The 23,875-nt window shown below is 72.5% G+C and carries 22 protein-coding genes and 1 tRNA gene; 17 read left to right on the forward strand and 6 right to left on the reverse strand.

Going from position 1 to position 23,875, the window contains the following annotated elements; translation table 11 throughout:
- Positions 1-15 precede the first annotated feature (15 nt).
- The gene (locus tag BI06_RS53290; protein WP_043466818.1) at positions 16-2,490 is read right to left on the reverse strand and encodes a terpene synthase family protein; all 2,475 of its coding nucleotides are present in this window, start codon (positions 2,488-2,490) and stop codon (positions 16-18) included.
- Positions 2,491-2,783: 293 nt separating this feature from the next.
- Here BI06_RS53290 and cyaB point away from each other — a divergent pair, with 293 nt between their 5' ends.
- Positions 2,784-3,350, forward strand: coding sequence for a class IV adenylate cyclase (gene cyaB, locus BI06_RS08535; protein ID WP_051740511.1), 567 nt, complete (start codon positions 2,784-2,786; stop codon positions 3,348-3,350).
- A 146-nt stretch (positions 3,351-3,496) separates the two neighbouring features.
- A complete protein-coding gene (locus tag BI06_RS08540) occupies positions 3,497-4,117 on the forward strand; it encodes an HhH-GPD-type base excision DNA repair protein (protein WP_043466821.1) in 621 nt (206 codons plus the stop codon).
- Between the two features lie 88 nt (positions 4,118-4,205).
- Here BI06_RS08540 and BI06_RS08545 read toward each other — a convergent pair whose 3' ends face one another.
- A complete protein-coding gene (locus BI06_RS08545) occupies positions 4,206-5,624 on the reverse strand; it encodes an MFS transporter (protein ID WP_233290096.1) in 1,419 nt (472 codons plus the stop codon).
- A 198-nt stretch (positions 5,625-5,822) separates the two neighbouring features.
- On the opposite strand from BI06_RS08545, the gene BI06_RS08550 reads away from it, so the two are divergent.
- Positions 5,823-6,788, forward strand: coding sequence for a YafY family protein (locus tag BI06_RS08550; protein WP_043466824.1), 966 nt, complete (start codon positions 5,823-5,825; stop codon positions 6,786-6,788).
- Between the two features lie 102 nt (positions 6,789-6,890).
- On the opposite strand, the gene BI06_RS08555 is transcribed toward BI06_RS08550, so the two are convergent.
- Entirely contained in the window at positions 6,891-7,409 is a 519-nt protein-coding gene (locus BI06_RS08555) for a YbhB/YbcL family Raf kinase inhibitor-like protein (protein ID WP_030392579.1), read from the reverse strand.
- Between the two features lie 118 nt (positions 7,410-7,527).
- Here BI06_RS08555 and BI06_RS08560 point away from each other — a divergent pair, with 118 nt between their 5' ends.
- Together BI06_RS08560 and BI06_RS08565 are read left to right on the forward strand one after the other, a co-directional pair.
- Positions 7,528-8,208, forward strand: coding sequence for a rhomboid family intramembrane serine protease (locus BI06_RS08560; RefSeq protein WP_030392578.1), 681 nt, complete (start codon positions 7,528-7,530; stop codon positions 8,206-8,208).
- Between the two features lie 113 nt (positions 8,209-8,321).
- Positions 8,322-9,485 (forward strand): hypothetical protein, encoded by a 1,164-nt coding sequence (locus tag BI06_RS08565; RefSeq protein ID WP_043466827.1) that lies wholly within the window; start codon positions 8,322-8,324, stop codon positions 9,483-9,485.
- A gap of 55 nt (positions 9,486-9,540) precedes the next feature.
- Here BI06_RS08565 and BI06_RS08570 read toward each other — a convergent pair whose 3' ends face one another.
- Positions 9,541-11,133, reverse strand: coding sequence for a helicase HerA-like domain-containing protein (locus tag BI06_RS08570; RefSeq protein WP_043466832.1), 1,593 nt, complete (start codon positions 11,131-11,133; stop codon positions 9,541-9,543).
- Between the two features lie 180 nt (positions 11,134-11,313).
- Here BI06_RS08570 and BI06_RS08575 point away from each other — a divergent pair, with 180 nt between their 5' ends.
- Both BI06_RS08575 and BI06_RS08580 read left to right on the forward strand, forming a co-directional pair.
- The gene (locus BI06_RS08575) at positions 11,314-11,610 is read left to right on the forward strand and encodes a type II toxin-antitoxin system VapB family antitoxin (protein WP_030061387.1); all 297 of its coding nucleotides are present in this window, start codon (positions 11,314-11,316) and stop codon (positions 11,608-11,610) included.
- A gap of 243 nt (positions 11,611-11,853) precedes the next feature.
- Positions 11,854-12,522, forward strand: a complete 669-nt coding sequence (locus tag BI06_RS08580) for a LytR C-terminal domain-containing protein (RefSeq protein ID WP_051740513.1) — start codon at positions 11,854-11,856, stop codon at positions 12,520-12,522.
- Positions 12,523-12,626: 104 nt separating this feature from the next.
- Here BI06_RS08580 and upp read toward each other — a convergent pair whose 3' ends face one another.
- Positions 12,627-13,262 (reverse strand): uracil phosphoribosyltransferase, encoded by a 636-nt coding sequence (upp, locus tag BI06_RS08585; protein WP_043466838.1) that lies wholly within the window; start codon positions 13,260-13,262, stop codon positions 12,627-12,629.
- A 173-nt stretch (positions 13,263-13,435) separates the two neighbouring features.
- On the opposite strand from upp, the gene BI06_RS08590 reads away from it, so the two are divergent.
- The 8 genes from BI06_RS08590 (at position 13,436) to BI06_RS08620 (ending at position 18,502) form a co-directional block, all read left to right on the forward strand.
- A complete protein-coding gene (locus tag BI06_RS08590; protein ID WP_037779206.1) occupies positions 13,436-13,672 on the forward strand; it encodes a hypothetical protein in 237 nt (78 codons plus the stop codon).
- Positions 13,673-13,961: 289 nt separating this feature from the next.
- A complete protein-coding gene (locus BI06_RS08595) occupies positions 13,962-14,459 on the forward strand; it encodes a hypothetical protein (RefSeq protein WP_231978635.1) in 498 nt (165 codons plus the stop codon).
- Between the two features lie 57 nt (positions 14,460-14,516).
- Entirely contained in the window at positions 14,517-15,026 is a 510-nt protein-coding gene (tadA, locus tag BI06_RS08600) for a tRNA adenosine(34) deaminase TadA (protein WP_051740515.1), read from the forward strand.
- Positions 15,027-15,094: 68 nt separating this feature from the next.
- Positions 15,095-15,184, forward strand: a tRNA-Ser gene (locus BI06_RS08605).
- Between the two features lie 525 nt (positions 15,185-15,709).
- Complete coding sequence (locus BI06_RS52300) at positions 15,710-15,874, forward strand: hypothetical protein (protein ID WP_167349729.1); 165 nt, start codon at positions 15,710-15,712, stop codon at positions 15,872-15,874.
- 60 nt (positions 15,875-15,934) lie between these two features.
- Complete coding sequence (locus BI06_RS08610; RefSeq protein WP_043466841.1) at positions 15,935-16,228, forward strand: Dabb family protein; 294 nt, start codon at positions 15,935-15,937, stop codon at positions 16,226-16,228.
- 301 nt (positions 16,229-16,529) lie between these two features.
- Complete coding sequence (locus tag BI06_RS08615) at positions 16,530-17,399, forward strand: RNA polymerase sigma factor SigF (protein ID WP_078879759.1); 870 nt, start codon at positions 16,530-16,532, stop codon at positions 17,397-17,399.
- A 176-nt stretch (positions 17,400-17,575) separates the two neighbouring features.
- Positions 17,576-18,502 carry an RNA polymerase sigma factor SigF gene (locus BI06_RS08620; protein WP_043466843.1) on the forward strand — a complete coding sequence of 309 codons (927 nt, stop codon included), beginning with the start codon at positions 17,576-17,578 and terminating at the stop codon, positions 18,500-18,502.
- A gap of 22 nt (positions 18,503-18,524) precedes the next feature.
- Here the strand turns inward: BI06_RS08620 and BI06_RS08625 are convergent, their stop codons facing one another.
- Positions 18,525-19,451, reverse strand: coding sequence for a tyrosine-protein phosphatase (locus tag BI06_RS08625; RefSeq protein ID WP_051740516.1), 927 nt, complete (start codon positions 19,449-19,451; stop codon positions 18,525-18,527).
- Positions 19,452-19,863: 412 nt separating this feature from the next.
- Here BI06_RS08625 and BI06_RS08630 point away from each other — a divergent pair, with 412 nt between their 5' ends.
- Complete coding sequence (locus BI06_RS08630; protein ID WP_233290070.1) at positions 19,864-22,242, forward strand: hypothetical protein; 2,379 nt, start codon at positions 19,864-19,866, stop codon at positions 22,240-22,242.
- A gap of 104 nt (positions 22,243-22,346) precedes the next feature.
- Positions 22,347-23,852: a GT4 family glycosyltransferase PelF gene (gene pelF / locus BI06_RS08635; RefSeq protein WP_078879757.1), complete on the forward strand. Its 1,506-nt coding sequence runs from the start codon at positions 22,347-22,349 to the stop codon at positions 23,850-23,852.
- Positions 23,853-23,875: the final 23 nt, after the last annotated feature.

Below are 23,875 nucleotides of genomic sequence, written 5' to 3' on the forward strand. Positions count from 1 at the left end.
CCCGGCCCCGGCTCCTCAGGACCCGACCGCGACCCGGCCGAAGCCGCCCGCCACCGAGGCCGCCGAGGTGCCGAGCCCGGTCGGCCGCGCCGACAGCGCGCCCACCGCGGCACCGGCCGGCTCCACCGCCTCCTCCGCCGCCGCCCCGGCCGCGTCCCGCCCGAAGTGCCGCAGCAGGTCCTCCTCCCGGTACCGGCGGCAGTCCCGGTGCCAGACCAGGATCCCGGCGAGCCAGTTCTCCAGCTCCTTCACGTACCCGGCGAGCGTCGCCCGAGCCGGGCCGTCCAGCCCGAAGTCCTCGAACAGCACCGGGAACTCCTCGGCCGCCACGTGCCGGAACTGGTCGAGCCGCGAGTGCATCAGGTCGTCGACGATCCGCACCGCCGCCGGGTAGTCGCAGTCGAAGAAGTTCTGCACCACCAGGGCGGCGTTGTGCACCTCGCCCTCGAACTCCACCTCCTTCTGGTACGAGTGGAGGTCGTTCATCAGCGCCGCGTAGTCGGCGGCCGCGTTCTCCAGCGAGCGCATCGGGCCGCTGGCGTAGACGCCGTCCGGCACGACCTTCCCGTGCGCCAGCCGGGACAGCGCCATCGTGAGGTCGGAGCCGAAGGTGGCGCGGCGCATCTCCAGGTAGTCGACCGGGTCCGGGATCCGGTTCTGGATCTGGTTGTTGAGCTCCCAGATCCAGCTCTCCACCATCGTGTCGACGGCCGTGCGGAACTTCCCCCGGGCCTCGGGCGCCATCGGTCCCGCGGTCCGCGCCCAGAGGTCGGCCAGCGCGCGCTCCAGCGCGTTCAGCGGCTCCGCGCCCGGCTCACCGTCGACCGGCATGAGCAGCAGGTACCGCTCGCGCACGGCCTTCGCCCCGGCCAGGTCGCCGGTCCGGCCGAACGCCCGCGGGAACCAGTCGTCGGCGTACGTCCCCCACAGCAACCAGTCGGTGGTGAGGTCGAGTTGGTCGGCACTGGCGTCGGGGTGGATCCCGGCCGCGCAGAGCGCGAGGTCGTAGTCGGCCGCGTCCTCCGTGCTCCAGACGCCCGCGGTCGGGTCCCCCGGCCGGGCCTCCAGCAGGCCCATCCGGTCCGCCCACTCGACCGTGTGCAGCCGCGAGGCGTCCAGGCAGGGGTTCGGCTCGACCGTGAACGGCAGCCGGAACTCCGGCAGCCGGGACGGCCCGACGGCCTGGAACGGCACATGCGCGTGCGACCGCGCCCGCCGCACCCCCGGCTCGACGTCCCCGCGCGAACCGCCGATCAGCCCCGTCCCGGGCGACTCCAGGGAGGCCCCGGCCCCCCGCAGCGCGCCGAGCAGGGCCGCCACCGGCGACTCCCCGACCGTCGGCGCCCAGTCCCGCGCCACCGGCCCGGTGCGGCTCAACGAGCCCAGCTCCTCGGCCAGATCACCCAGCGCCCCGCCGGACCGCAGGACGTCCAGCGCCGACGTCCCGACCCCGCCGATCGCGAACGGGTCCCACCAGGTGGCCGCGTCCGCCGCGGCGCCACCGCCGTTCATGTACCGGCTGGACCGCATGTGCCACTCGTGCCCGCCGGCCTGCCAGTCCTGCAGCCCCTTGACGTACGCCAGCACCCGGGCCTGCTCCTGCGCGTCCAGCCCGGCGTCGGCGAACAGCTGCGGCAGCTCCGTCACCACGGTGTTCTCGAACTGCAGGAGGCGCGAGGTGAGCAGGCCGTTGACGGCGTCCGCGGCCTCCTGCGTCGTGCACTCCAGGAACTTCTCCAGCACCAGCACGCCGTTGCTGAGCTCGCCCTCGTCCTCGACCTCGCGCTGGTACGAGAACAGGTCGTTGCGCAGGTGCACGCCGTCCGAGAAGGCGTCCATCAGCACCCGCAGCGGCCGCGACCCCGACACCCCGGCCGGCACCTCGGCCCCGGCCGCGTACTCGATCAGCCCGGCGGACCAGGGCGCGCCGCCCACCTTGCGGCGCATCTCGATGTACTCGACGGGGTTGGCGACCCGGCCCGCGTTGATGTTCGCGAGCTCCCAGAGCGACTCGTTGAGCAGGTTCCGGGTGCTCTCGGCGAACCGCACCCGCCAGTCCTCCCCCATCGCCGGCACCGTCCGCCGCCAGAGGTCCGCCAGCCCGGCCTCGACCGGATTGGTGGGCTCGGGCATCTCCGCCGCCGGGTCCGCCGGCATGAACAGCGGCAGCCGGTCCAGGTACGCCTTGCCGCCCACCCGGTCGTTGGTCCGCTTGAAGACGTCCAGGAAGTGGTCGTCGAAGAAGAACACCCACACGTACCAGTCGGTGACCAGCGACAGCACCTCGGCCGACGCGTCGGGGTGGGTGTAGGCGCAGAGCAGCCCGTAGTCGTGGGCGTCCAGGTCCGCCCCGGTCCAGATGCCCGACCCCTCCAGCATGCCCATCTCCCGTGCCCACACCGAGGAATGGGCCCGGGCCTCGTCGAGGTGCGGATTGAGCCGCGCCGGGTGCGGCACGTAGAAGGAGGGCAGTTCGAACGGCTGGGACACCGGGCGAGCCTTTCTGGACGCGTCGACAAGGCCGACACAGCATTACCCGACGACGGCACTCCGAGCCGGAGAACCGGAACAGTCATATGAGATAGCCCAGTTCGATCGAACACCTGATCAACTCACCTCACGCCACTGGATCACCAGTGCGACTGATCGGCTCCACCCCACCCTTCCGTCTCCCACCGGTCCACTACGCTCGGACCGCGCCGGCCCCGGGCCTCACCACGCTGCCCGCACCGGCGAGTTCGACGTCCGACAGCCAGGATCCCGACCGACAGGGGCGCACCGCAGTGGAGTACACCGAGGTCGAGCAGAAGTTCCGACTCGACGGCCCGGCCGACGGGTTGAAGGAGCGGCTGGCCGCGCTCGGGGCGCAGCCGGGGAGTCCGTCCCGGCAGGTCGACACGTACTACAACGCGCCGCACCGGGACTTCCTCGGCCAGGAGGTGGTCTCCGAGTGGCTGCGGGTACGGGTCGAGGACGGCGCGGCGTCGGTCAACTTCAAGCGGTTCCATCCGATCGCCTCGCCGGTGAAGACGCACTGCGACGAGTACGAGAGCACGGTGGCCGACCCGGAGGCGGTGCGGCGGCTGCTCGCCTCGCTCGACTTCACCGAGCTGACGGTCGTGGACAAGACCCGCGAGGAGTGGCACGTCGACGGGATCGCGGTGGCCTTCGACCGGGTCGCCAGGCTGGGCGAGTTCGTCGAGTTCGAGTTCAAGGGGGAGGCGGCCACCGTGGCCGGGGCGACCGCCCGGCTGGAGGCGTTCATCGGCGGTCTCGGCCTCGCGCCGGGTGCCGGACTCGGTGAGCGGATCCGCCTCGGCTACCCCCATCTGACGCTCGGTCTGGAGTGACGGCGCCGCCGGCGCACGGAAGTCCGCCGACGAACCAACCGGCCGTTCCAAGGAATCGGCTGGTCATGGCGTGTTGACGCGGCCCCCTCGGCGCCCGCCCGGCAGACTGGGCGCGACCCGAATCCACGCTCCGAGGAGGTCAGCCCATGAACGTCACCGTGCGGCTCGCGCAGCAGCCCGAGGCCGACGAACTGCTCGGGCGGAGCCCGCTCGCCGCGCTCGTCGGGATGCTGCTGGACCAGCAGGTGCCCATGGAATGGGCGTTCACCGGACCGCTCACGATCGCCGGGCGGCTGGGGCACGAGGACCTGGACGCCCACGAGATCGCCACCTACAACCCGGAGGAGTTCGTCGCCCTGCTCTGCGAGAAGCCCGCGGTGCACCGCTACCCGGCGGCGATGGCCAAACGGGTGCAGCAGCTCTGCCAGTTCCTGGTGGCGCAGTACGACGGCGACGCCGCCGCGCTCTGGAAGGACGTGGCGACCGGGCGGGAACTGCTCAGCCGTCTCAACGCCCTTCCGGGGTTCGGGAAGCAGAAATCGCAGATCTTCCTCGCCCTGCTCGGCAAGCAGTACGGCGTACGGCCGGAGGGCTGGCGCGAGGCGGCCGGGGCGTACGGCGAGGACGGGGCGTTCCGCTCGGTCGCGGACATCACCGGCCCCGAGTCGCTGGAGCGGGTGCGCGCCACCAAGCAGGAACTGAAGCAGGCCGCCAAGGAGGAGAAGGCGGCGAAGGACGCCCGGGCGAGGACCAAGGTCCGCGCCTGAGCCTCCGGCCGCTCCCGACGGGCGCCGGAAGTGCGGGAAGGGGCCGGGGAGAATGTTCTCCCCGGCCCCTCGGCACGCGACGAGGACCCTAGACCAGGGCGAGGTCCCGCTCGGTCTCCTCGGCGGCGGCCGGAGCCGCCTGCGCCCGCTGCTTCCCGGGCAGCGCGAACATCAGCAGGAACACCACCGCGAGAACCCCGAGCACCCACCACATCGCGTGCTGGAACGCGCCCACGAACGCCGGGCCCCCGGCCGCCCCGGCCGGCACCGCGTCGAAGAACGCCACCGACACCAGCCCCAGGCCGAGCGCCAGGCCCACCTGGTTCACCGTGTTGATCAGCCCGGAGGCCGAGCCGGCGTGCTCCTGCGGGACCTCCGCCAGCACCGCATTGGTGATCGGGGCGACGATCAGGCCCATCCCGGCACCCATCACCACCAGCGGCAGCGCCATCTGCCAGGGCGCGATGCCGGTGCCGTACCGGTGCGCCTCCGCGATGTAGACGAGCACGCCGACGGCCATCACCAGGGCCCCCGCCTGGAGCACCTTGCGCCCGAACCGCGGCACCAGCTGCTGCACCGACACCCCGGCCGCCGTCGACACCGCGAGCGAGAACGGGATACCGGTCGCGCCGGCCTTCAGCGGGCTCCAGCCCAGGCCGAGCTGCATGTAGAGGGTCCAGACCAGGAAGAAGATCCCGGACACCACACCGAAGGTCAGCTGGACGCCGATGCCCGCCGCGAAGGACTTCACCCGGAACAGCGACAGCTCCACCAGCGGCGAGCCGTCCCGCCGGGTCTTGACCCGCTCGTACGCGACGAACAGCGCGAACACCGGCAGGCTCCCGGCCATCACCAGGTACCCCCAGAGCGGCCAGCCGGCCTCCCGGCCGTGGGTCAGCGGGTAGATCAGCATCAGCAGTCCGGCACTGGCCAGCAGCACGCCCGGCAGGTCCAGCCGGAGCGCCCGCTCGGCCTTGGACTCGCCGATGTAGATCCGGCCGAGCACCAGACCGGCGATCCCCACCGGCAGGTTGATCAGGAAGATCGGCCGCCAGCCGAGCCCGAGCAGGTCCCACTCCGTCAGCAACGCGCCGATCAGCGGTCCGCTGACCGCGCCCAGCCCGACCACCGCGCCGAACAGGCCGAACACCTTGCCGCGCTCCTCCGCCGGGAAGGTCGCGTGGACGATGGACAGCACCTGCGGCACCATCAGCGCCGCCGTCCCGCCCTGGAGGATCCGCATCGCGACCAGGACCTCGGGGCCGCTCGCGAGACCGCAGAGCGCGGAGGCGAGGGTGAAGCCGGCCATGCCGATCAGGAAGAGCCGCTTCCGGCCGTGGATGTCGCCCAGCCGGCCACCGGTGATCAGCCCGACCGCGAAGGCCAGCGCGTAGCCGCCGGTCACCCACTGCACGGCGGAGAACGACGCCCCCGTGGACTCCTGGATGCTCGGGATCGCGATGTTCACGATCGTGACGTCCACCAGGTCCATGAAGGAGGCGGTCATCACGATCGCCAGCGCGATCCACCTCCGCCGGTCCGACACCGTCACCGGTCCGGCCCCCACTCCCGAACCCGCGCCCGAACCCGCGCCCGAATCCTTCTGCACCGCACGCTCCTCGTCGCCGTCCGTCATCAGCACGTGGACCACATTAGGAAGCATGTAGGTCAGATCCTGTCCGCCACTTCGGGCACCCTGGACCTCATGACCGATACCCCGGCACGACTCCTCAGCCTGCTCTCCCTGCTCCAGACCCCGCGCGAGTGGCCCGGCAGCGAGCTCGCCGAACGGCTCCGGGTCAGTCCCCGCACCATCCGCCGCGACATCGACCGCCTCCGCGAGCTCGGCTACCCGGTCGAGGCCTCGATGGGCCCGGTCGGCGGCTACCGGCTGGTCGCGGGCACCGCGATGCCGCCGCTGCTGCTGGACGACGAGGAGGCGGTGGCGATCGCGGTCGGCCTGCGCGCCGCCGCCGGACACGCCGTGGTCGGCATCGAGGAGGCCTCGGTGCGCGCCCTCGGCAAGCTGCTCCAGGTGCTGCCCTCCCGGCTGCGCCACCGGGTCTCCACCCTCGACCGGGCCACCCTCCCGCTGCTCGGCGGCGACGGCCCGACCGTCGACCCGGAGGACCTCACCGTGATGGCCAACGCCGTCGCCAACCACGAGCGCCTGCGCTTCGGCTACCGGGCCGGCAACGGCGCCGAGACCCACCGCCTGGTCGAGCCGGAACGCCTGGTGTCGGCCGGCCGCCGCTGGTACCTGGTCGGCTTCGACCTCGACCGGGACGACTGGCGGCTGTTCCGGGTGGACCGGGTCAGCGACCCCTTCGCCACCGGCGCCCGCTTCACCCCGCGCCCGCTCCCGGCCGAGGACGCCGCCGCGTACGTCGCGAGCAAGCTCCGCCGGGAGTCCTCCGCCTACACCCTGGACGCCACCCTGCACCTCTCCGCCGAGGAGGCCCGGCACCGCGTGGGCGGCTACGGCGACACCGAGGTGGAGCCGGTCGACGAGCACACCTGCCGGCTGCGCTCCCGCACCGACTCCCTGGAATGGCTGGCGATGCGCCTGCTGATGGCCGGCTGCGAGTTCGAGGTGCACTCGCCGCCCGAGCTGCGCACCCACCTGCGCGCCCTCGCCGACCGCGCCGGCCGCGCCGCCGAGCCGGCCTGAGGCCGACCCGGCCCGAGGAGGGCCGGAAAGCGACCCGGGAGAACGGACGGCGCCGCCGCCCGCAGGTCGCACGGGCGACGGCGCCGCCGTCGGAAGCGGTCCTCAGACCCCGAACTCGGCGGTGAGCACGGCCCGCGCCAGGGTGTGGAAGGTGATGTGGAAGCCGATCTGGGCCGCCGGGGTCTCGGCCGTGACGTCCAGCGCGTCCACGTCGAGGGCGTGCACGGCGAAGGCGTAGCGGTGCGCGGGCCCGGGCGGCGGGGCCGCGCCGTCGTACTGGTGGCCCGGGAAGTCGTTGCGCGCGTGGAAGGAGCGCTCGCCCGGCAGGTCGCCGTCGGAGGCCCCGGCGCCGCGCGCCAGACCGGCGGTGTCGGCGGGCAGGTTCAGCGCCAGCCAGTGCCACCAGCCGGAGCCGGTCGGCGCGTCCGGGTCGTAGCAGGTGACGGCGATCGAGCGGGTGCCCTCCGGCAGGCCCGACCAGGCCAGCTGCGGCGACAGGTTGCCCCCGGCGTGGACGAACTCCTGGGCCAGCGTGCCGCCTTCGGCGATGTCCTCGCTGGTCAGCTCGAAGGACGGCACCTGCGGCAGGAATTCGTACGGCAGCGGCGGACGCACACTCATGGAGGGTCACCTCTCGGCACGGCGGGAAAAGGGGAGGCTCGGGCCCGGACGCGGGCCGTCGGACAGGATTCACCTTAGTAGGGTGACCAACCGCCCGGCCCGGCTCTACAGTCGGGACATGGCTCCGCGATTCGCCCGACTGCTCCGTGACTCCCGCGCCGCGCTCCTCACGATGCTCGGCGTGCTGACCGTCATCTGGGCGGTCCAGGTGGCGAACTGGCTGGACGACTACCGGCTCTCCTACGAGTACGGCATGAGCTCGGGGCGGCTCGACGAACTGCCCGACCTGCTCACCATGCCCTTCCTGCACTTCGGTTGGGACCACATCGAGGCCAACTCCTGGCCGCTGTTCGCGTTCGGCTTCCTGGCCGCGTACCGGGGCATGAAGCGCTTCCTGCTCGCGACCGCGCTGATCGTGGTGTCCAGCGGTCTGACGGTCTGGTGGTTCGAGCGCCCCGACGCCGTCACGGCGGGCGCCAGCGGCGTGGTCTACGGGTACTTCGGCTACGTGGTGCTGCGCGGGGTCTTCGACCGCAACCTGGCGGACACGGTGATCGGCGTGGTGGTCGCCGCGCTCTACTCCTACCTCCTGCTGGGCGTGCTCCCGGGCGCCCAGGGGGTCAGCTGGCTGGGCCACCTCGGCGGACTGGCCGGCGGGCTCCTCGGCGCCTGGCTGCTGCGCGACCGCCGCCCCCGGCGGGCCCCGGACACCCCCGCTGCGGCCGCGGCCGGCCCCGGCACGGCACCCGGCAGCCCGGCCTCCGCCCTGCTCAAGGAACTCGACGACCTGGGCATCTGAGCCCCCGCGCCCGGCACCGCACCCCCGGCGCGCCACCCCGGCCAGGTATAGACCATTGCGCACCCCGCCGGTTAGCGTGGGCGGGCACCCGCCCCCTGCTCCGGAGCCGCACCGTGGAGTCGTCCGTCCTCGCCTTCGCCACCGACCTCCTCGACGAGGGCGCCGACACCTTCTTCGGCAACCTCACCGACCGGGCCGGGGTCGGCGGTGTCACCCTCGCCTCGGTCTACCACGAGGCCCGCGACGTCTTCCCGCACAACCCCCGCCGGGTGATCCGCTACCTGGAGCCGGGCGCGGCGTACTTCCGCCCCGACCCGGCCCGCTGGTCCGGCCGCCGGCTGCGGCCCACGCCGTCCACCGCGATCGGCGACCGCGACCCCTTCACCGAGGCCGCCGCGGAGGCCCGCCGGCGCGACCTGAAGCTGCACGCGTGGACGGTCTTCTGCCACAACGACCGGCTCGGCTTCGAGCACCCGGACTGCGCCCCCGCCAACGCCTTCGGCGACCGCCACCTCACCGAGCTGTGCCCGGCCCACCCGGAGGTCCGCGAGTACGCCCGCACCCTGGTCACCGAGCTGGCCCGGTACGGCGTGGACGCGATCCGGGCGGAGTCGCTGCACTTCCACGGCCTGCGCCACGGCTACCACCACGAGCGCTACTTCGAGGAGCTGGGCCCGGCCGCCGAGGCGCTGCTCGGGCTCTGCTTCTGCGCGCACTGCCGGGCCGCCGCCGTCCGGGCGGGCGTCCCCGCCGAGGAGGTGGCCGCGACCGTCCGCGCCGAGGTCCGCCGCCGGCTGGCCGACGAGGCGGCGGCCGCCGAGCCGGCCGCACTGGACGAGCTGGCGGACGGCGCGGTCGCCGCCTACGTGGACGCCTCGGCCGCGACGGTGACCTCGCTGGCCGCCGAACTCGCCGAGGAGGCGGCCCGCCACGGCATGCGGCTGAGCTTCATGGACGGCGGCGGCCCGGGCACCGGCTGGCTGTCCGGGATCGACCTGCCGGGGCTGGCGAAGGCCGCCCACCAGATCGAGACCCTCGGCTACGCCCGCACGCCCGAGGCGGTCCGCGAGAAGGTCGCCGCCTTCGCCCTGCACGGGGTGCGCCCGCAGGACATGGCGGTGATCCTGCGGCCGATGGCCTCGGACTGCGACGGCGCGGCCGACCTCGCCGCCAAGATCGCCGTGCTGCGCGACCTGGGGGTGCCGGAGGTCGAGTTCTACCACTACGGCCTGATGCGGCTGTCCTCGCTGGACCGGATCGGCGCCGCGCTGGCCTGAGGCCCCGGCCGGCCCCGGACCTTCACCGGCCGGCCAGGCCACCCCGACCGGCCCGCTATCTGCGCCGCCGGGAGGTCCCGAACAGGCTCCGGGAGATCTCCCGCCCGAGCTGCGTCCCGGCGGACCGGGCGAAGGACTTGAGCGCCGGGTTGCTCATCAGCGACCCCAGCAGCCCGCCGCCCTCCTGCGCCCGTTCCGGCGACCGCTCCCGGGCCCGCTCCGACGACCGCTCCGGCGCCGGCTCCGCACCGCCCGCGGGCACCGGGGCCGGCACCGGCTCCGCCTCCGGCCGGGCCGCCCGCGCCGCAAGCTTCTCGTACGCCGACTCCCGGTCGATCGCGTCCCGGTACTTCCCGGCCAGCGCCGACCCGTCCACCGCGGCCTGCAGCACCGCCGGCGCGATCGGCCCCATCAGCGACTGCGGAGCCCGCAGCCTGGTCGCCGCCACCGGCGTCGGCGCGCCCTTCTCGGACAGCACCGTGACCACCGCCTCCCCGGTCCCGAGCGAGGTCAGCACCTCCGCCAGGTCGTAGGCGGGCGACTTCGGGAAGGTCGAGACGGTCGCCTTCAGCGCCTTGGCGTCGTCCGGGGTGAACGCCCGCAGCGCGTGCTGCACCCGGTTGCCCAGCTGCGCCAGCACGTCCGCCGGCACGTCCTTCGGCGTCTGGGTGACGAAGAAGATCCCGACCCCCTTCGAACGGATCAGCCGGACGGTCTGGGTGATCGCCTCCAGGAAGGCCTTGGAGGCGCCCTTGAACAGCAGGTGCGCCTCGTCGAAGAAGAACACCAGCTTCGGCCGGTCGAGGTCCCCGACCTCCGGCAGCTCCTGGTAGAGGTCGGCGAGCAGCCACATCAGGAAGGTGGAGAACAGCCGCGGCCGGTCCTGCACCGCCGGCAGCTCCAGCACCGAGACCACGCCCGCGCCGCCGTCCGCCGTCCGCAGCAGCTCGGCGGTGTCGAACTCCGGCTCGCCGAAGAACGCGCCCGCCCCCTCGTTCTCCAGCAGCGTGAGCGAGCGCAGGATCACCCCGGCGGTGGCGGCGGAGATCCCGCCGATGCCCTTCAGCTCCTCCTTGCCCTCGGGCGAGGTGAGGAAGGTGATGACCGCCGTGAGGTCCTTCAGGTCGTACAGCTCCAGGCCGTTGCGGTCGGCGTAGTGGAAGACCAGGCCGAGCGAGGACTCCTGGGTCTCGTTCAGGTCCAGCACCTTGGACAGCAGCAGCGGGCCGAAGCTGGTCACGGTCGCCCGCAGCGGGATGCCGCTGCCCAGGCCGCCGAGCGCGTAGAACTCGGCCGGACAGCCCTGCGGCCGCCAGTCCTGGCCCACCTCGGCGGCCCGGGCGGCGGTCCGCTCCCCCGGCTCGCCGGGCGCGGCCACCCCGGAGACGTCGCCCTTGATATCGGCGAGGAACACCGGCACGCCCTGGGCGGACAGCTGCTCGGCGATCAGCTGGAGGGTCTTGGTCTTGCCGGTGCCGGTGGCCCCGGCCACCAGCCCGTGCCGGTTGAGCACCGCGAGCGGCAGCCGCACCGGGGCGTCGGCGTACGCGGTGCCGTCCAGCAGCACCGCGCCGAGGTCCAGCGCGGGCCCGGTGAAGGCGTACCCGTCGGCGATCTCCCGGACGGCGGACGGAACGAGAGCGGACATCGGGCACCCTCCCGGGCGGTGCGGCGGCCCCGAGGGCCGGAGGAACGGGCATCGATCCCGAGGGATCTACACGACATTTCCCATGAAACAGCCGCAATCCCCCGCCCGCAGCTCGCACCGGTGCGCGTGGCGACGCCACGGCTGCTGGGCCATCCGCCGCCCAAACGGTAGGCTTTCCGTGTGATCTTCAAGCGCATCGGCAATGGTCGGCCGTACCCGGATCACGGCCGTACCAGCACCCGCCAGTGGGCGGACGTCGCCCCGCGCCCGGTGCGACTCGACCAGCTGGTGACCACCAAGGGACAACTGGATCTGGAGACCCTCCTGGCGGAGGACTCCACCTTCTACGGGGACCTCTTCGCGCATGTCGTGAAGTGGCACGGAGACCTGTACCTGGAGGACGGACTGCACCGCGCGGTCCGCGCCGCGCTCCAGCAGCGCCAGGTGCTGCACGCCCGTGTCCTCGAAATGGAATGACCACCCGGCCGGTTCACCCGGCCGCACGTGTCGGACCGCCTCCCGGTCAGTACCGGGGGGCGGTCCGTTCGTACCGGGGTGCCGCCATTCGGGTCCCGGAGTACTCCGGATGATGATCGTTTAGTACCTTCGCGGCTGTACGGCACTAATCTGCTGACTACGGCCGCGATCGCCTTCCCGCGACGCCGCGACCCACCTTCACCCGATCCCCGCCCCGGCACGAGGGGGAGACAAACCGTGAGCATGTTGACTCCCCAAGGTCTGAAGGGGAAGCAGTACCGGATCACCGGCAACGCCTATCCGCGGCTGGGCCGGCCACCGAAGAAGAGCCGCAAGGTGTTCGCGCTGCTCGGCGCGCTGCTCGCGCTGGCGCTGATCGGCCTCGGCGGCGTCCAGCTCTGGGACATCTTCAGCGGCAAGGGCAAGAACGCCTCCGCCCAGGCCTGCGCCGGCCCCTCCGGCAAACCGCTGGCCGCCCCGACCCCGGAGGCGCCGACCGTGCCCGGTACGGCCGCCGCCCCGATCGACCCCGCGGCGGTCCCGCAGCCCGCGGCCGTCACCGTGAACGTCTACAACGCGACCTCCAAGGCGGGCCTGGCCGCCCGCACCGCCGAGGAGCTGAAGAAGCGCGGCTTCACCATCGGCAAGGTCGGCAACGCCCCGGCGGAGCTCGACAAGAAGGTGCCCGGCACCGCCCAGGTGGTCGCCGGCCCGGCCGGCGCCGGGGCGTCCACCCTGGTCGGCTCCGTGATCGCCGGTGCCACCAGCACCGCCGACGCCCGGACCGACGGCACCGTGGACTTCGTCATCGGCGACAGCTACAACACGCTGCTCGACGACACCCAGGCCGCCGCCGCGCTGGCCCTGGCCACCCGGCCGGTCCCCGCCCCGAGCAGCACCGGCAGCTGCTGACCCGCCCCGGATCCGGACACGGATACGGACAAGGACCCGAGCACGCACGACGGAGCCCCCGGTTCAGCACCGGGGGGCTCCGTCGCGTCCGTGTCCGGACCGGTTCAGCCGGCCGTGCCGTACAGCCGGTCGCCGGCGTCGCCGAGGCCCGGGACGATGTAGCCGTTCTCGTTCAGCCGCTCGTCGACGGCCGCGGTGACCACGGTGACCGGCAGGCCGGACAGCTCGCGCTCCATCACCGCGACGCCCTCCGGGGCGGCCAGCAGCACCACGGCGGTGACATCGGTGGCGCCGCGCTCGATCAGCATCCGGATCGCCGCGACCAGCGTGCCGCCGGTGGCCAGCATCGGGTCGAGCACGTACACCTGGCGGCCGGACAGCTCGTCCGGCATCCGGGTGGCGTAGGTGGAGGCCTCGAGGGTCTCCTCGTTGCGCACCATGCCCAGGAAGCCGACCTCGGCGGTCGGCAGCAGCCGGGTCATGCCGTCCAGCATGCCGAGGCCGGCGCGCAGGATCGGCACCACCAGCGGGCGCGGGTAGGACAGCCGGGTACCGGTGGTGACGGCCACCGGGGTGGTGATCTCCACCTCCTCGGTGCGGACGTCCCGGGTGGCCTCGTACGCGAGGAGGGTCACCAGCTCGTCGGTCAGGCGACGGAAGGTCGGCGAGTCGGTGCGCTCGTCGCGCAGGGTGGAGAGCTTGTGGGCGACCAGGGGGTGGTCGACGACGTGGATCCGCATGCGTCGAGGTTAGCCCGCGCCCGGACGCCCGTACGACACGCCGTGCCAGGCCGCGCCGCGCGCCGTCCGGGCCGATGCTCACTCTGCCGTGACGCGCGGTGACGCACCGCGAATGTCCGGACGGAACGGCTTCCTGTGGTATCAACCCGGCCGATCTGGGAAAGTCAGGTCCTATGACGAGCAACCCGCACCACGGGAACGGCTCGGCGGACGAGGCCCCGACCTCGTCGGGCGGCCTCTCGGGCCCGCCCCCGGACCGTCCGGAGACCGAGGCGGAGCGCCGCAGGCGCCGCGCCGTCTTCCTGCGCGAACTCACCGAGGCCCGCGAACTCCGCGAGCGGGTCCAGCCCCGCCGCACCAAGGAACGCCGGATGCGCGAGGCGATGCGGATGCGAACCTTCCGGATCTGACGGGCTCTCCACGGGTTCTCCACAGTCCCGCTGCCACCCGGTCGCCGTACACCGTCCGGCGGCCAACCCTTCCGACACGACCTGCAAAGACGCGCTGCAGAACACCCCCCGCAGAGCCTGGCTTTCTGTCACGATTCCGATGGGACGGTCCGAACAGCGGGCCGCCTCTGGCGCGGGGGCGGCCAGTTCCGCGTCGCCCGAGCGCGCCGACAGCCGAGACGAGATCTTGGGAGTGTCCCTGGTGGCGTACTTCGCTGCAGTGCTTGCTCGCTCCGAGGACGGGTGGGACGTGAGCGAGACGGAGCTCGACTCCGTCGAAACCCTTGCCGACCTGGCCGATCTGGCCCGCGGGGCGGCCCAGGACGACGACAGCGTCCTGGTCTTCATCGAACAGGAGGACGCCTGGTTCGCCATCGTCCGGGTGGACGGCGAGGAGGACCCGCGCATCTTCGTGTCGGACGGCGCCGCCGCCGCCCGCAGCTCCTACGGCTCGGTGCTCACCGACGAACTGGTGGACCAGGCCGGCGAGAGCGAGTTCGGCGACCTCGACAACCTGGTCGCCGAGCTGGAGGAGGAGGCCGAGGCCGAGGAGCAGGACGACGAGGAGGGCGAGGGCCACAACGGGGTCCCGGTCGGCCCGCTCGGCGACGCCCACCTGCTGACCGAGTTCGGACTCGCCGCGGATGCCCTGCTCTCCCTCAGCGGCGAGGGCGCGGTGCCCGGTGACGCCCTGGAGGAGATCGCCGAGGCGCTCGGCTGCGGCGAGGTCCTGGAGGCCGTCCGGTAACACCCCGTGTCCACCGCCCGGACAGCCGGGCCCTCACCATGCCCGACACTGGATGCCATGCAGTCCGCCCGCCCGATCCCGCCGCTGCCCGCTCCCGTCCGCCCCGATCCGGTCCGCGACCGCTGGGCGGCGCCGATGCGCCTCGCCATCGCCGAGGCCGCTCTGGCGCCGGCCACCGGGGACGTCCCGGTCGGGGCGCTCGTCCTCGGCCCCGACGGCGGGATCATCGGCCGGGGCCACAACGTGCGCGAGGCCGTCGGCGACCCGACCGGCCACGCCGAGGTGGTCGCGGTCCGCGAGGCCGCGCGCAGGGTCGGCGAATGGCGGCTGAGCGGCTGCACCCTCGTCGTCACCCTGGAGCCCTGCACCATGTGCGCGGGCGCCATCGTGCTCTCCCGGATCGACCGCGTGGTCTACGGCGCCCTCGACGAGAAGGCCGGCGCGGCCGGCTCGCTCTTCGACGTGATGCGCGACCGGCGGCTCAACCACCGCCCCGAGGTGATCCCGGGTGTCCTGGCCGAGGAATGCGGCGCGCAGCTCCGCGCCTTCTTCGACACCCAGCGCTGACCGGCCCCCGCAGGCGCCCCCGGACACGGATTTCGTTCCCGCGCCACCCGTCCGGTAGAGTTCCCCTCGGTAGCGTGTCCGAGCGGCCAAAGGAGCACGCCTCGAAAGCGTGTGTGGGGGCAACTTCACCGTGGGTTCGAATCCCACCGCTACCGCCAGCCAGACCGAGAGCCCGTCCGGAGACCCGGACGGGCTCTCGGCGTTCCCGCACACGGGCGGCGGGCCGGCCCGAGCGCGGACGCGTACGCGGGCACGCACCCGGCACCCGGGCGAACCCGGATCCGGGCACGAAAAAAGGCTCCGTACCCGTCGGCCGATGACCACCAACGCCTGTCGAGTACGGAGCCTGGAAGGGGGGAGCGGCTCGGGGGGACTGACCGCTCCCCCGGACGGAGTCCCACAACCGGGAGCCGCGTCGGGGGGGAAGTCGCGGCGCCCGGTCCCACAGCGGGGGCTCCGGATCCATGTACCGGTGATTCCTGCCAGATCCTCGGTACATCAACCATCCTGCCGTCCGCGCCGGGCCCCGGCACCCGGAGAAAGGCCCCTGTCGCGGGGACCTTCGTCCCGCCGGGTGAACGCGTCGCACACTTGATAGACCGTCCGGGTGGATAAGCTGCCCGTTGCACGGGCCGCTCGGGGACCGAACGGCGGCGGCCCACAGCAGGGAGGAAGGTCACCGGATGGCGCAGGCGAAGAAGATCGGAATGGTCCTCCTGCTCATCTTCGTGCTCTACACGATCATCACCTCGCCGACCCGCGCGGCCGAGCTGGTGCAGTTGGGCTTCGAGGGCATCTCCAACGCCGCCAAGGCGATCGGCACGTTCATGACCGGCCTGGTGAAGTAGTCCGGGACCCACCGGCTACGGTGGGCCCGACATCCGACCCCGTCCGCGAGGAGCGGCACCGTGATCCGCCACCTGGTCCTGTTCAAGCTCAACGAAGGCGTCAGCAAGGACGACGAGCGCGCGCTCGCCGGCGCCGAGGCCTTCGCCGAGCTCGGCTCGGTCGTCCCCGAGCTGCGCGAGTGGGAGTGCGGCTGGAACACCACCGACCGCGACATCGCCCACGACTACGCCATCAACAGCCTGGTCGAGGACCGTGAGACCCTCCAGGCCTACCTCACCCACCCGGCCCACCAGGCCGCGGCCGCCCAGTGGCGCGAGTTCGCCACCTGGGTGATCGCCGACATCGAGGTCTGACCCCGGCGGACCCTCCTGCGGACACCCCGGCCCCGGCCGGCGCGTCCCCCGGACGGCCCGCGGCGCCCCGCCCGGCACCCGGGCGGGGCGCCTTGCTCTGTCCCGGAACGATCCCCGGCCCACCCCTCCGCCAGGACCGCCGATCACCGGGCGCCGCACCAACACACCTCCACGCGGTACTTGCCCGACATGCGCCCGCCTTGTGATGCTATGACCGGTTTTGCCGGACATGGTGAGGTGAGGAACGAAACAGGGCACCCGGTCCGCAGGTCCCACCGTTGTCAACATTGGGAGGGGTGACGTGTCCGTGCGGACACCAGGGAGCGCACCGGACGACGAGGTGCTCGCCACCGTGATCAGCCCGGCCGGAGAGCTCCGCCCGGACGGCCTGCGCGGGCCCGGCGGACGGCCCACCGTCGACGTCCGGACCCTCACCCGGGTGCTCTTCGAGCGGCTGGCCGAGCTGCCCCCCGACGCCCCGGAACGGGAACGGGTCCGGGCCGCGCTGATCGAGGTCAACATCCCGCTGGTCCGGTACGCCGCCACCCGCTTCCGCAGCCGCAGCGAGCCGATGGAGGACGTCGTCCAGGTCGGCACGATCGGGCTGATCAACGCCATCGACCGCTTCGACCCCGGCCGCGGCGTGCAGTTCCCGACCTACGCGCTGCCGACCATCCTCGGCGAGATCAAGCGCTACTTCCGCGACAACGTCCGCACCATGCACGTCCCGCGCCGGCTCCAAGAGCTCTGGGTGCAGGTCAGCGGGGCGATGGAGGAGCTCACCGTGGTCCACGGGCGGACTCCCAAGGTGCCGGAGATCGCCGCCAGCCTGCGCATCCCCGAGGAGGACGTCCGGGCCTGCCTGGACGCCGGGCGGGCCTACAACGCGGCCTCCCTGGAGGCCGCCCAGGAGCACGAGGGCGGCCTGGCGCTGCTCGACCGGCTCGGCTACGAGGACTCCGCGCTGGCCGAGGTCGAGCACCGGGACATGGTCCGCCACCTGCTGGTCCAGCTGCCCGAGCGGGAGCGACGGATCGTCATGCTGCGCTTCTTCGCCAATCTGACGCAGTCGCAGATCAGCACCGAGCTGGGGATGTCCCAGATGCACGTCTCCCGGCTGCTGTCCCGGATCCTGACCAGGCTCAGGACCGGCAACTCCTGGGACGACTGACCGGGCCGCCGCGTCACGGCCCGACAACGGGGCGTCACCGCCGCGTGACATCTTGCGACGTTCGGGTTTGCCGGGGATCGTGAGCCGGTATGGAGGGGGGAAGAGGGCCGGCCGGGAGCACGGGAACGTTCCCCCGGCGGCACCCGTTGGACCGTCAGTCACGAGGGGGTGGGTGCATGTCCGGAGAGCTGGGCACTGCGGAGATCCACGCTGAAGCGGCCTCCGCCGCGCAGATCCCGCTCCAGCGGGCCGGGACCGCACCGGACTCCGCGGTGGCGCCGGACTCCGGGCCGGCGCCCGGCCCCGGAGCCGCGCCGGAAGCCGCGGCCGCGCCGGGATCCGGGCTCGACACCCGGACGCTCTCCCGCTCGCTGTTCCTGCGGCTGGGCGCCCTCGAACCGGGCAGCACCGAGCACACCTACGTCCGTGACACCCTCATCGAGCTCAACCTGCCGCTGGTCCGCTACGCCTCGGCGCGGTTCCGCAGCCGCAACGAGCCGATGGAGGACATCGTCCAGGTCGGCACGATCGGCCTGATCAAGGCGATCGACCGCTTCGACCCGGAGCGCGGGGTCGAGTTCCCGACCTTCGCGATGCCGACGGTGGTCGGCGAGATCAAGCGCTTCTTCCGCGACACCAGCTGGTCGGTGCGGGTGCCCCGGCGGCTCCAGGAGCTGCGGCTGGCGCTCACCAAGGCCGGCGACGAGCTCGCCCAGCGGCTCGACCGCTCCCCGACCGTCGCCGAGCTGGCCGCCTGCCTCGGCGTCAGCGAGGAGGACGTGGTGGAGGGCCTGGCGGTCGGGAACGCCTACACCGCGAGCTCGCTGGACTCCAGCCCGAGCGACGAGGACGGCGAGGGCCCGCTGGCCGACCGGCTCGGCTACGAGGACCTCGCGCTGGAGGGCGTGGAGTACCGGGAGTCGCTCAAGCCGCTGCTGGCCAAGCTGCCGCCGCGCGAGCGCCGGATCATCATGCTGCGCTTCTTCGGCAATCTGACGCAGTCCCAGATCGGCGAGGAGATCGGCATCTCGCAGATGCACGTCTCCCGGCTGCTCACCAAGACCCTCACCCAGCTGCGCGAGGGCCTGACCACCGAGGGCTGAGCCGGGCGGCGGGCCGGACGGCTCAGGCCGCCGGCGAGCCGGCGCCCGGGGGCGGCTCCGCTGCCGCACCCGGGGCCGTCGCACCCACCGGGGCCGCGAGGTCCGACCGGTCCCCGGACTCCAGCAGATTGGCCCGCAGGCCGGCCAGCACGCCCCCGTCCAGTCCGAGGCCGTCCGCCCAGAACGCGTCGAAGTCCGGCCAGCCGGCCGCGACCTCCTCGAAGGCCGCCTCCAGGTAGTGCCGCTCGGCCCGGAGGACCGGAAGCAGCAGCTCCGGCTCGCTCATCAGACCGCGGATCCGCAGGCTCTCCAGGACGGCCCCGACCACGGCGGCGGAACGCTCGTTGGTGAGCAGATAATCCGTGAACACCGTTTCCCGGTCCACCCCCAGAGCGGTCAGCAGTACCGCCGCCGCCCACCCCGTCCGGTCCTTTCCGGCCGAGCAGTGGAACAGCAGCGGCGAGGCACCCGGTTCGGCCAGGAGCCGCAGCACCCGGGCGAATTGTTCGCGGGCAATGGAATCGGTGACGAACCACCGGTAGAGGCCGGTCATCATCGCCCCGGCGCGGCCGTCCCCGAGCAGGGCGCGTTGTCCGGCCGGATCCCGCTCGGCCAGCGCCGAGCGCAGGGTCGCGTGGATGTCGAAGTCCACCGCGAACACCGGCAGGTGATGCAGGGTCATGCCGTCGGCCGTCCGGTCCGCCCCGGCCTCGCGGACCTCGTCCCGACTGCGCAGGTCGACGATCCGGCGCAGGCCCAGCCCGGCCAGCCGCCCGAGGTCCTCGTCGGTGAGCCGGTTGAGGCCGTCGCTGCGCAGCGCGACGCCGGCCCGGAGCACCAGCCCCTCGGCCGTGCGGTAGCCGCCGAGGTCGCGGGCGTTGACCGCACCGAACAGACCCAGGCTGCGGGCGGCCGGGAAATCGGCGGCTCCGGTCGGCTGATCGGTCACGCTGCGCCCCCCATTGGATATTCGGACGGTGACATGGCACAACCGTGAGCGATATTGCATGAACCTGCCCATCAAAACGGCAGGATGTGCGAGAGTGTCACGGGCAACGCGGCCAGTGTAGGGTCCGGTTCATCCGTCTGGTCACACGATGGGTGATCAGCGGTAACGCTCGGTTCCAGGCTTTAATTTTTAATTGATTATTTGCGCAGCCGGTACGGTTTCGGCCACAATCAGCGCCCTCATGGCCCGACCATGAACGTTGGTAACAGATTCGCTGCACTCCTGCCCATTCGGTCCCGCCAGGAACGCAAGTTCCACCAGGATGGGCGCCGGGCAGCCTGCTGCCCTCGAACAGCTACAGGGCAGGTGAACGCGAGCAGCGGAGCGCCCTGCCCAGGGGAGGAAAGACAACATGGGTCGAGCGACCCGAAGAGTTGCCGCCTGCGCGGCAGCCGTTCTGCTGGCCGGTGGCCTGCAGTCGTCCCTCGCGCACGCCGCCACCACTACGCCCCGGATCGACCTCACCGTGCTCGTGATCAGCGACGGCGGTCCGGCCACGGCCGCGATCGCGGCCGAGCTCAAGAGCCAGGGCACCCCGTACAAGCTCGTCGACCTCAACGACGCCGCCCGCCCGGTGATCGACACGGCCTTCCTCAGCGACACGCTGAACGGCCAGCCGCGCGGCAAGTACCAGGGCATCGTCCTGCCCAACGACAACCCGTTCACGGCCGGCTCCGCCGAGATGGCCGCGATCGCCGCGTACGAGGCGGCGTTCGGTGTCCGTCAGGTCGACGCCTACACCTACGCCCGTCCCGACGTCGGCCTGAACTGGGCCGTCAACCCGGGCTACATGGGCACCCTGGACGGCTTCCAGGGCCAGGTCACCGCCTCGGGCCTGGGCGGATCGTTCGGGTACCTCAAGGGCACCATACCCTTCGAGGACAACGACCCGGCCATCTCGGAGAGCTACGGCTACCTCTCCACTCCGAGGACCGACCTGCCCGCCGGCTCCAGCTTCACCCCGCTGGTCGAGGTGCCGATCCCCGGCAGCACCGCCAAGGGCTCGCTGGTCGGCGAGTACGCCCACGACGGCCGCAAGGAACTGGTCGTCACCTTCGTCTACAACCAGTACCAGCAGCAGTACCGGCTGCTGGCCCGCGGCATTGTCGACTGGATCACCCAGGGTGTCCACCTCGGCTACGACCGCAACTACTTCGCGGCCCACGTCGACGACGTCTTCCTGGCCGACGACCGCTGGGACACCGTGCTGAAGTGCACCCCCGGTGACGTCACCTGCCCGCCCGGCACCCCGGAGACGGCCAACCCGATCCGGATGACGGTCGCCGACGCGCAGTTCGCCAAGCAGTGGCAGCTGGACCACAACTTCACCATGGACATGGTGTTCAACGGTGGTGGCAGCGAGGACTGGAAGGCCGACCACGAGACGACCGCCGACCCGGTGGTCGACCAGATGATCGCCGACCAGAGCAGCTACCGGTGGGTCAACCACACCTACACCCACCCGTACCTGGGCTGCCTCCAGGACGTCTCGGTGGTCCCGTGGAAGTGCACCAAGAACGCCTCGGGCAGCACCGTCTGGGTCGACCAGGCGACCATCACCTCCCAGATCAAGAACAACCTCGACTGGGCGGCCGCCCGGGGTCTGACCCTGGACAAGAGCGAGCTCGTCACCGGTGAGCACTCCGGTCTGCTGACCGCGCCGCAGGAGACCAGCGACAACCCGTACCTGGCCCCGTCGCTGGCCGCCAACGGGGTCAAGTGGACCGCCAGCGACGCCTCCCGCGAGCCCGCCCAGCGGGCCGTCGGCGCGGCGCTGACCGTCCCGCGCTACCCGATGAACGTCTTCTACAACGCCGCCACGGCGAAGGAGGAGACCGACGAGTACAACTGGATCTACACCAGCGCGGCCAACGGTGGCAGCGGCGTCTGCGAGAACAACGCCAACTCCACCTGCCTGCCGACGCCGCTCGACGTCAACACCGGCTACCAGTCGTACATCGTGCCGCTGGAGGCCCGGATCGACCTCGGCCACGTGCTGAACAACGACCCGCGGCCGCACTTCATCCACCAGTCGAACCTGTCCGAGGACCGGATCGTCTACCCGGTGCTGGAGAAGGTCCTCTCGACCTACCGCTCGCTGCACGCCGACAACACCCCGGTCGTGAACCTGGCGCAGAAGGACCTCGGTCTGGAGTTCCAGCGCCGCGCGGCCTGGAGCAACGCCGTCAGCAACGGCCAGGTCACCGGCTACCGCATCGGCAACGCGGTCCGGGTCAGCGCCCCGTCCGGCGTCCAGGTCCAGGCCACCATGCCGACCGGCACGGTCCAGCAGCTCGCCATCGGCACCGCCGCCTTCGGCACCGCCTACGCGGGCTCGCTGTCCGGCTGGGTCAAGCCCGGCCAGCTGCAGAGCGCGGTCCAGCTGCAGCTGCCGGCCGCGCCGGCCGCCCCGGCGGCCGTCAGCCCGTCGGTCGCGGCCAAGTCCGTCGCGGCCCCGGCGCCGGCCGACACCAAGGTCGTCCCGCAGGGCACCGCGGACGCCGTCCCGGCCGGTCCGGGCGACACCGACCGCACCGACGCGCCGACCCTGGTCCCCGGTAGCGGGGCCCCGGTGGCGGGCAAGAACGTCGCTGCTGGTACCACTGCTGGTAAGGCGACCGGTACCACCGGGAAGGCCGCCGGCAAGGGCGACACCGCACAGCACGGCAAGGCCTCCGGGGGGAAGGCCGAACCCGTCAAGAAGACCGCCGGTACGTCCGGCACCCGCTAGACAGGTGAACCCGGTGGCGGGTCGGCTCCCCCGGCCCGCCACCGGCACCACCCACCGGCCGATGCGGCCGGGCGCTTGAGGCAAGAACAGGAGGGGGGACAGGAATGCGCGTCACCCTGCTCACCGAGGGGACGTACCCGCACCAGCACGGCGGTGTGAGTGTCTGGTGCGACCAACTCGTACAGGGCATGCCGGACGTCGAGTTCGACATCATCGCCGTCACCGGTACCGGACACGAGGCACTGGCCTGGGAGCTGCCCGCCAACGTGCGGTCGGTCACCACGGCCCCGCTGTGGGGCCCGGCCTCGGAGGGCAAGGCACCGCGCGGCAAGGAGATGCGCCGCTTCCTGAACGCCTACGAGCGCTTTCTGCACTCCATCCTGGACCCGGTCTACACCACCCACTTCGGCACCGAGCTGTACGGCTTCGCCGACCTCGCCCGGCGCGGGCTGCTCAGCCCGGCGCTGCGCAGCGAGCGCGCCCTGCGCACCCTGCAGCACGTGTGGACCCGCGAGTACCTCACCACCGCGGTCTCCCGGCCCACCATGCACGACGCGCTGAACGCCACCGACCTGCTGGAGCACGCCCTGCGGCCGCTCTCGGTCGAGCCGCCGCGCGACGGCGTGGCGCACGCCGCCAGCGGCGGCCTCGCCACCCTGCCGGGCCTGATCGCCTCCCAGCAGTACGGCGTACCGTTTCTGCTGACCGAGCACGGCATCTACCTGCGCGAGCGCTACCTCGGCTACCGCACCGGCCCGTACCGCTGGCCGGTCAAGGCGCTGCTGCTCGGCTTCTACCGGATGCTCGCCGAGGAGAGCTACCGACGGGCCGCGCTGGTCACCCCCGGCAACCGGTACAACCGGCGCTGGGAGGAGCGCGGCGGCACGCCCTCCACGCACATCCGCACCGTGTACAACGGCGTCGACCCGGCGGCCTTCCCGCCCGCCGGGCCCGAGCCGGAGACCCCGACGCTCAGCTGGGCCGGCCGGGTCGACCCGATCAAGGACCTCGAGACGCTGATACGCGCGTTCGCGATAGTCCGGCGCGAGATACCCGACGCCCGGCTGCGGCTGTTCGGTGGCACGCCCAAGGGCGGCGAGGCCTACCGCGAGAAGTGCGAGGCGCTGGCCGCCGAGCTCGGCACCGGGGACTCGGTGGTCTTCGAGGGCCGGGTCGCGGACATCACCGACGCGTACGCGGCCGGGAACGTGGTGATGCTCTCCTCGATCAGCGAGGGCTTCCCGTTCACCCTGATCGAAGCGATGTCCTGCGGCCGCGCCACCGTCTCGACCGACGTCGGCGGTGTGCGCGAGGCGGTCGGCGACACCGGCCTGGTCGTCCCCCCGCGCGAGCCCGAGCCGATGGCCGCGGCCGCGATCGAGCTGCTGCGCGACGCGGAGCGCCGGGCCCGGCTCGGCGAGCAGGCCCGGCTCCGGGTGATCGACCAGTTCACGCTCCGCCAGAACATCGACGGCTTCCGCGGCATCTACACCGAGCTGCTGGGCACCGCCCGCTGGCTCCCCGAGGGCGTGGTCGCCGTCACCGACGGACCGCCGGACCCGGACTGGGAGCAGGCGGCCGAGCAGGAGCGCAGCGAGGTGACCGCATGAACGAGGGCACCGAGCGAATCATC

Source organism: Kitasatospora sp. MBT66 (assembly GCF_000710405.2).
GTDB classification, from domain to species: domain Bacteria; phylum Actinomycetota; class Actinomycetes; order Streptomycetales; family Streptomycetaceae; genus Kitasatospora; species Kitasatospora purpeofusca.

Bases quoted from the DNA above. Each gene is read 5' to 3' on its own strand.
- BI06_RS08540 (WP_043466821.1), top strand. From the start codon at position 3,497: ATGAACGTCACCGTGCGGCTCGCGCAGCAGCCCGAGGCCGACGAACTG.
- BI06_RS08545 (WP_233290096.1), bottom strand. From the start codon at position 5,624: ATGACCGCCTCCTTCATGGACCTGGTGGACGTCACGATCGTGAACATC.
- BI06_RS08550 (WP_043466824.1), top strand. From the start codon at position 5,823: ATGACCGATACCCCGGCACGACTCCTCAGCCTGCTCTCCCTGCTCCAG.
- BI06_RS08555 (WP_030392579.1), bottom strand. From the start codon at position 7,409: ATGAGTGTGCGTCCGCCGCTGCCGTACGAATTCCTGCCGCAGGTGCCG.
- BI06_RS08560 (WP_030392578.1), top strand. From the start codon at position 7,528: ATGGCTCCGCGATTCGCCCGACTGCTCCGTGACTCCCGCGCCGCGCTC.
- BI06_RS08570 (WP_043466832.1), bottom strand. From the start codon at position 11,133: ATGTCCGCTCTCGTTCCGTCCGCCGTCCGGGAGATCGCCGACGGGTAC.
- BI06_RS08580 (WP_051740513.1), top strand. From the start codon at position 11,854: ATGTTGACTCCCCAAGGTCTGAAGGGGAAGCAGTACCGGATCACCGGC.
- upp (WP_043466838.1), bottom strand. From the start codon at position 13,262: ATGCGGATCCACGTCGTCGACCACCCCCTGGTCGCCCACAAGCTCTCC.
- BI06_RS08590 (WP_037779206.1), top strand. From the start codon at position 13,436: ATGACGAGCAACCCGCACCACGGGAACGGCTCGGCGGACGAGGCCCCG.
- tadA (WP_051740515.1), top strand. From the start codon at position 14,517: ATGCAGTCCGCCCGCCCGATCCCGCCGCTGCCCGCTCCCGTCCGCCCC.
- BI06_RS52300 (WP_167349729.1), top strand. From the start codon at position 15,710: ATGGCGCAGGCGAAGAAGATCGGAATGGTCCTCCTGCTCATCTTCGTG.
- BI06_RS08620 (WP_043466843.1), top strand. From the start codon at position 17,576: ATGTCCGGAGAGCTGGGCACTGCGGAGATCCACGCTGAAGCGGCCTCC.
- BI06_RS08630 (WP_233290070.1), top strand. From the start codon at position 19,864: ATGGGTCGAGCGACCCGAAGAGTTGCCGCCTGCGCGGCAGCCGTTCTG.
- pelF (WP_078879757.1), top strand. From the start codon at position 22,347: ATGCGCGTCACCCTGCTCACCGAGGGGACGTACCCGCACCAGCACGGC.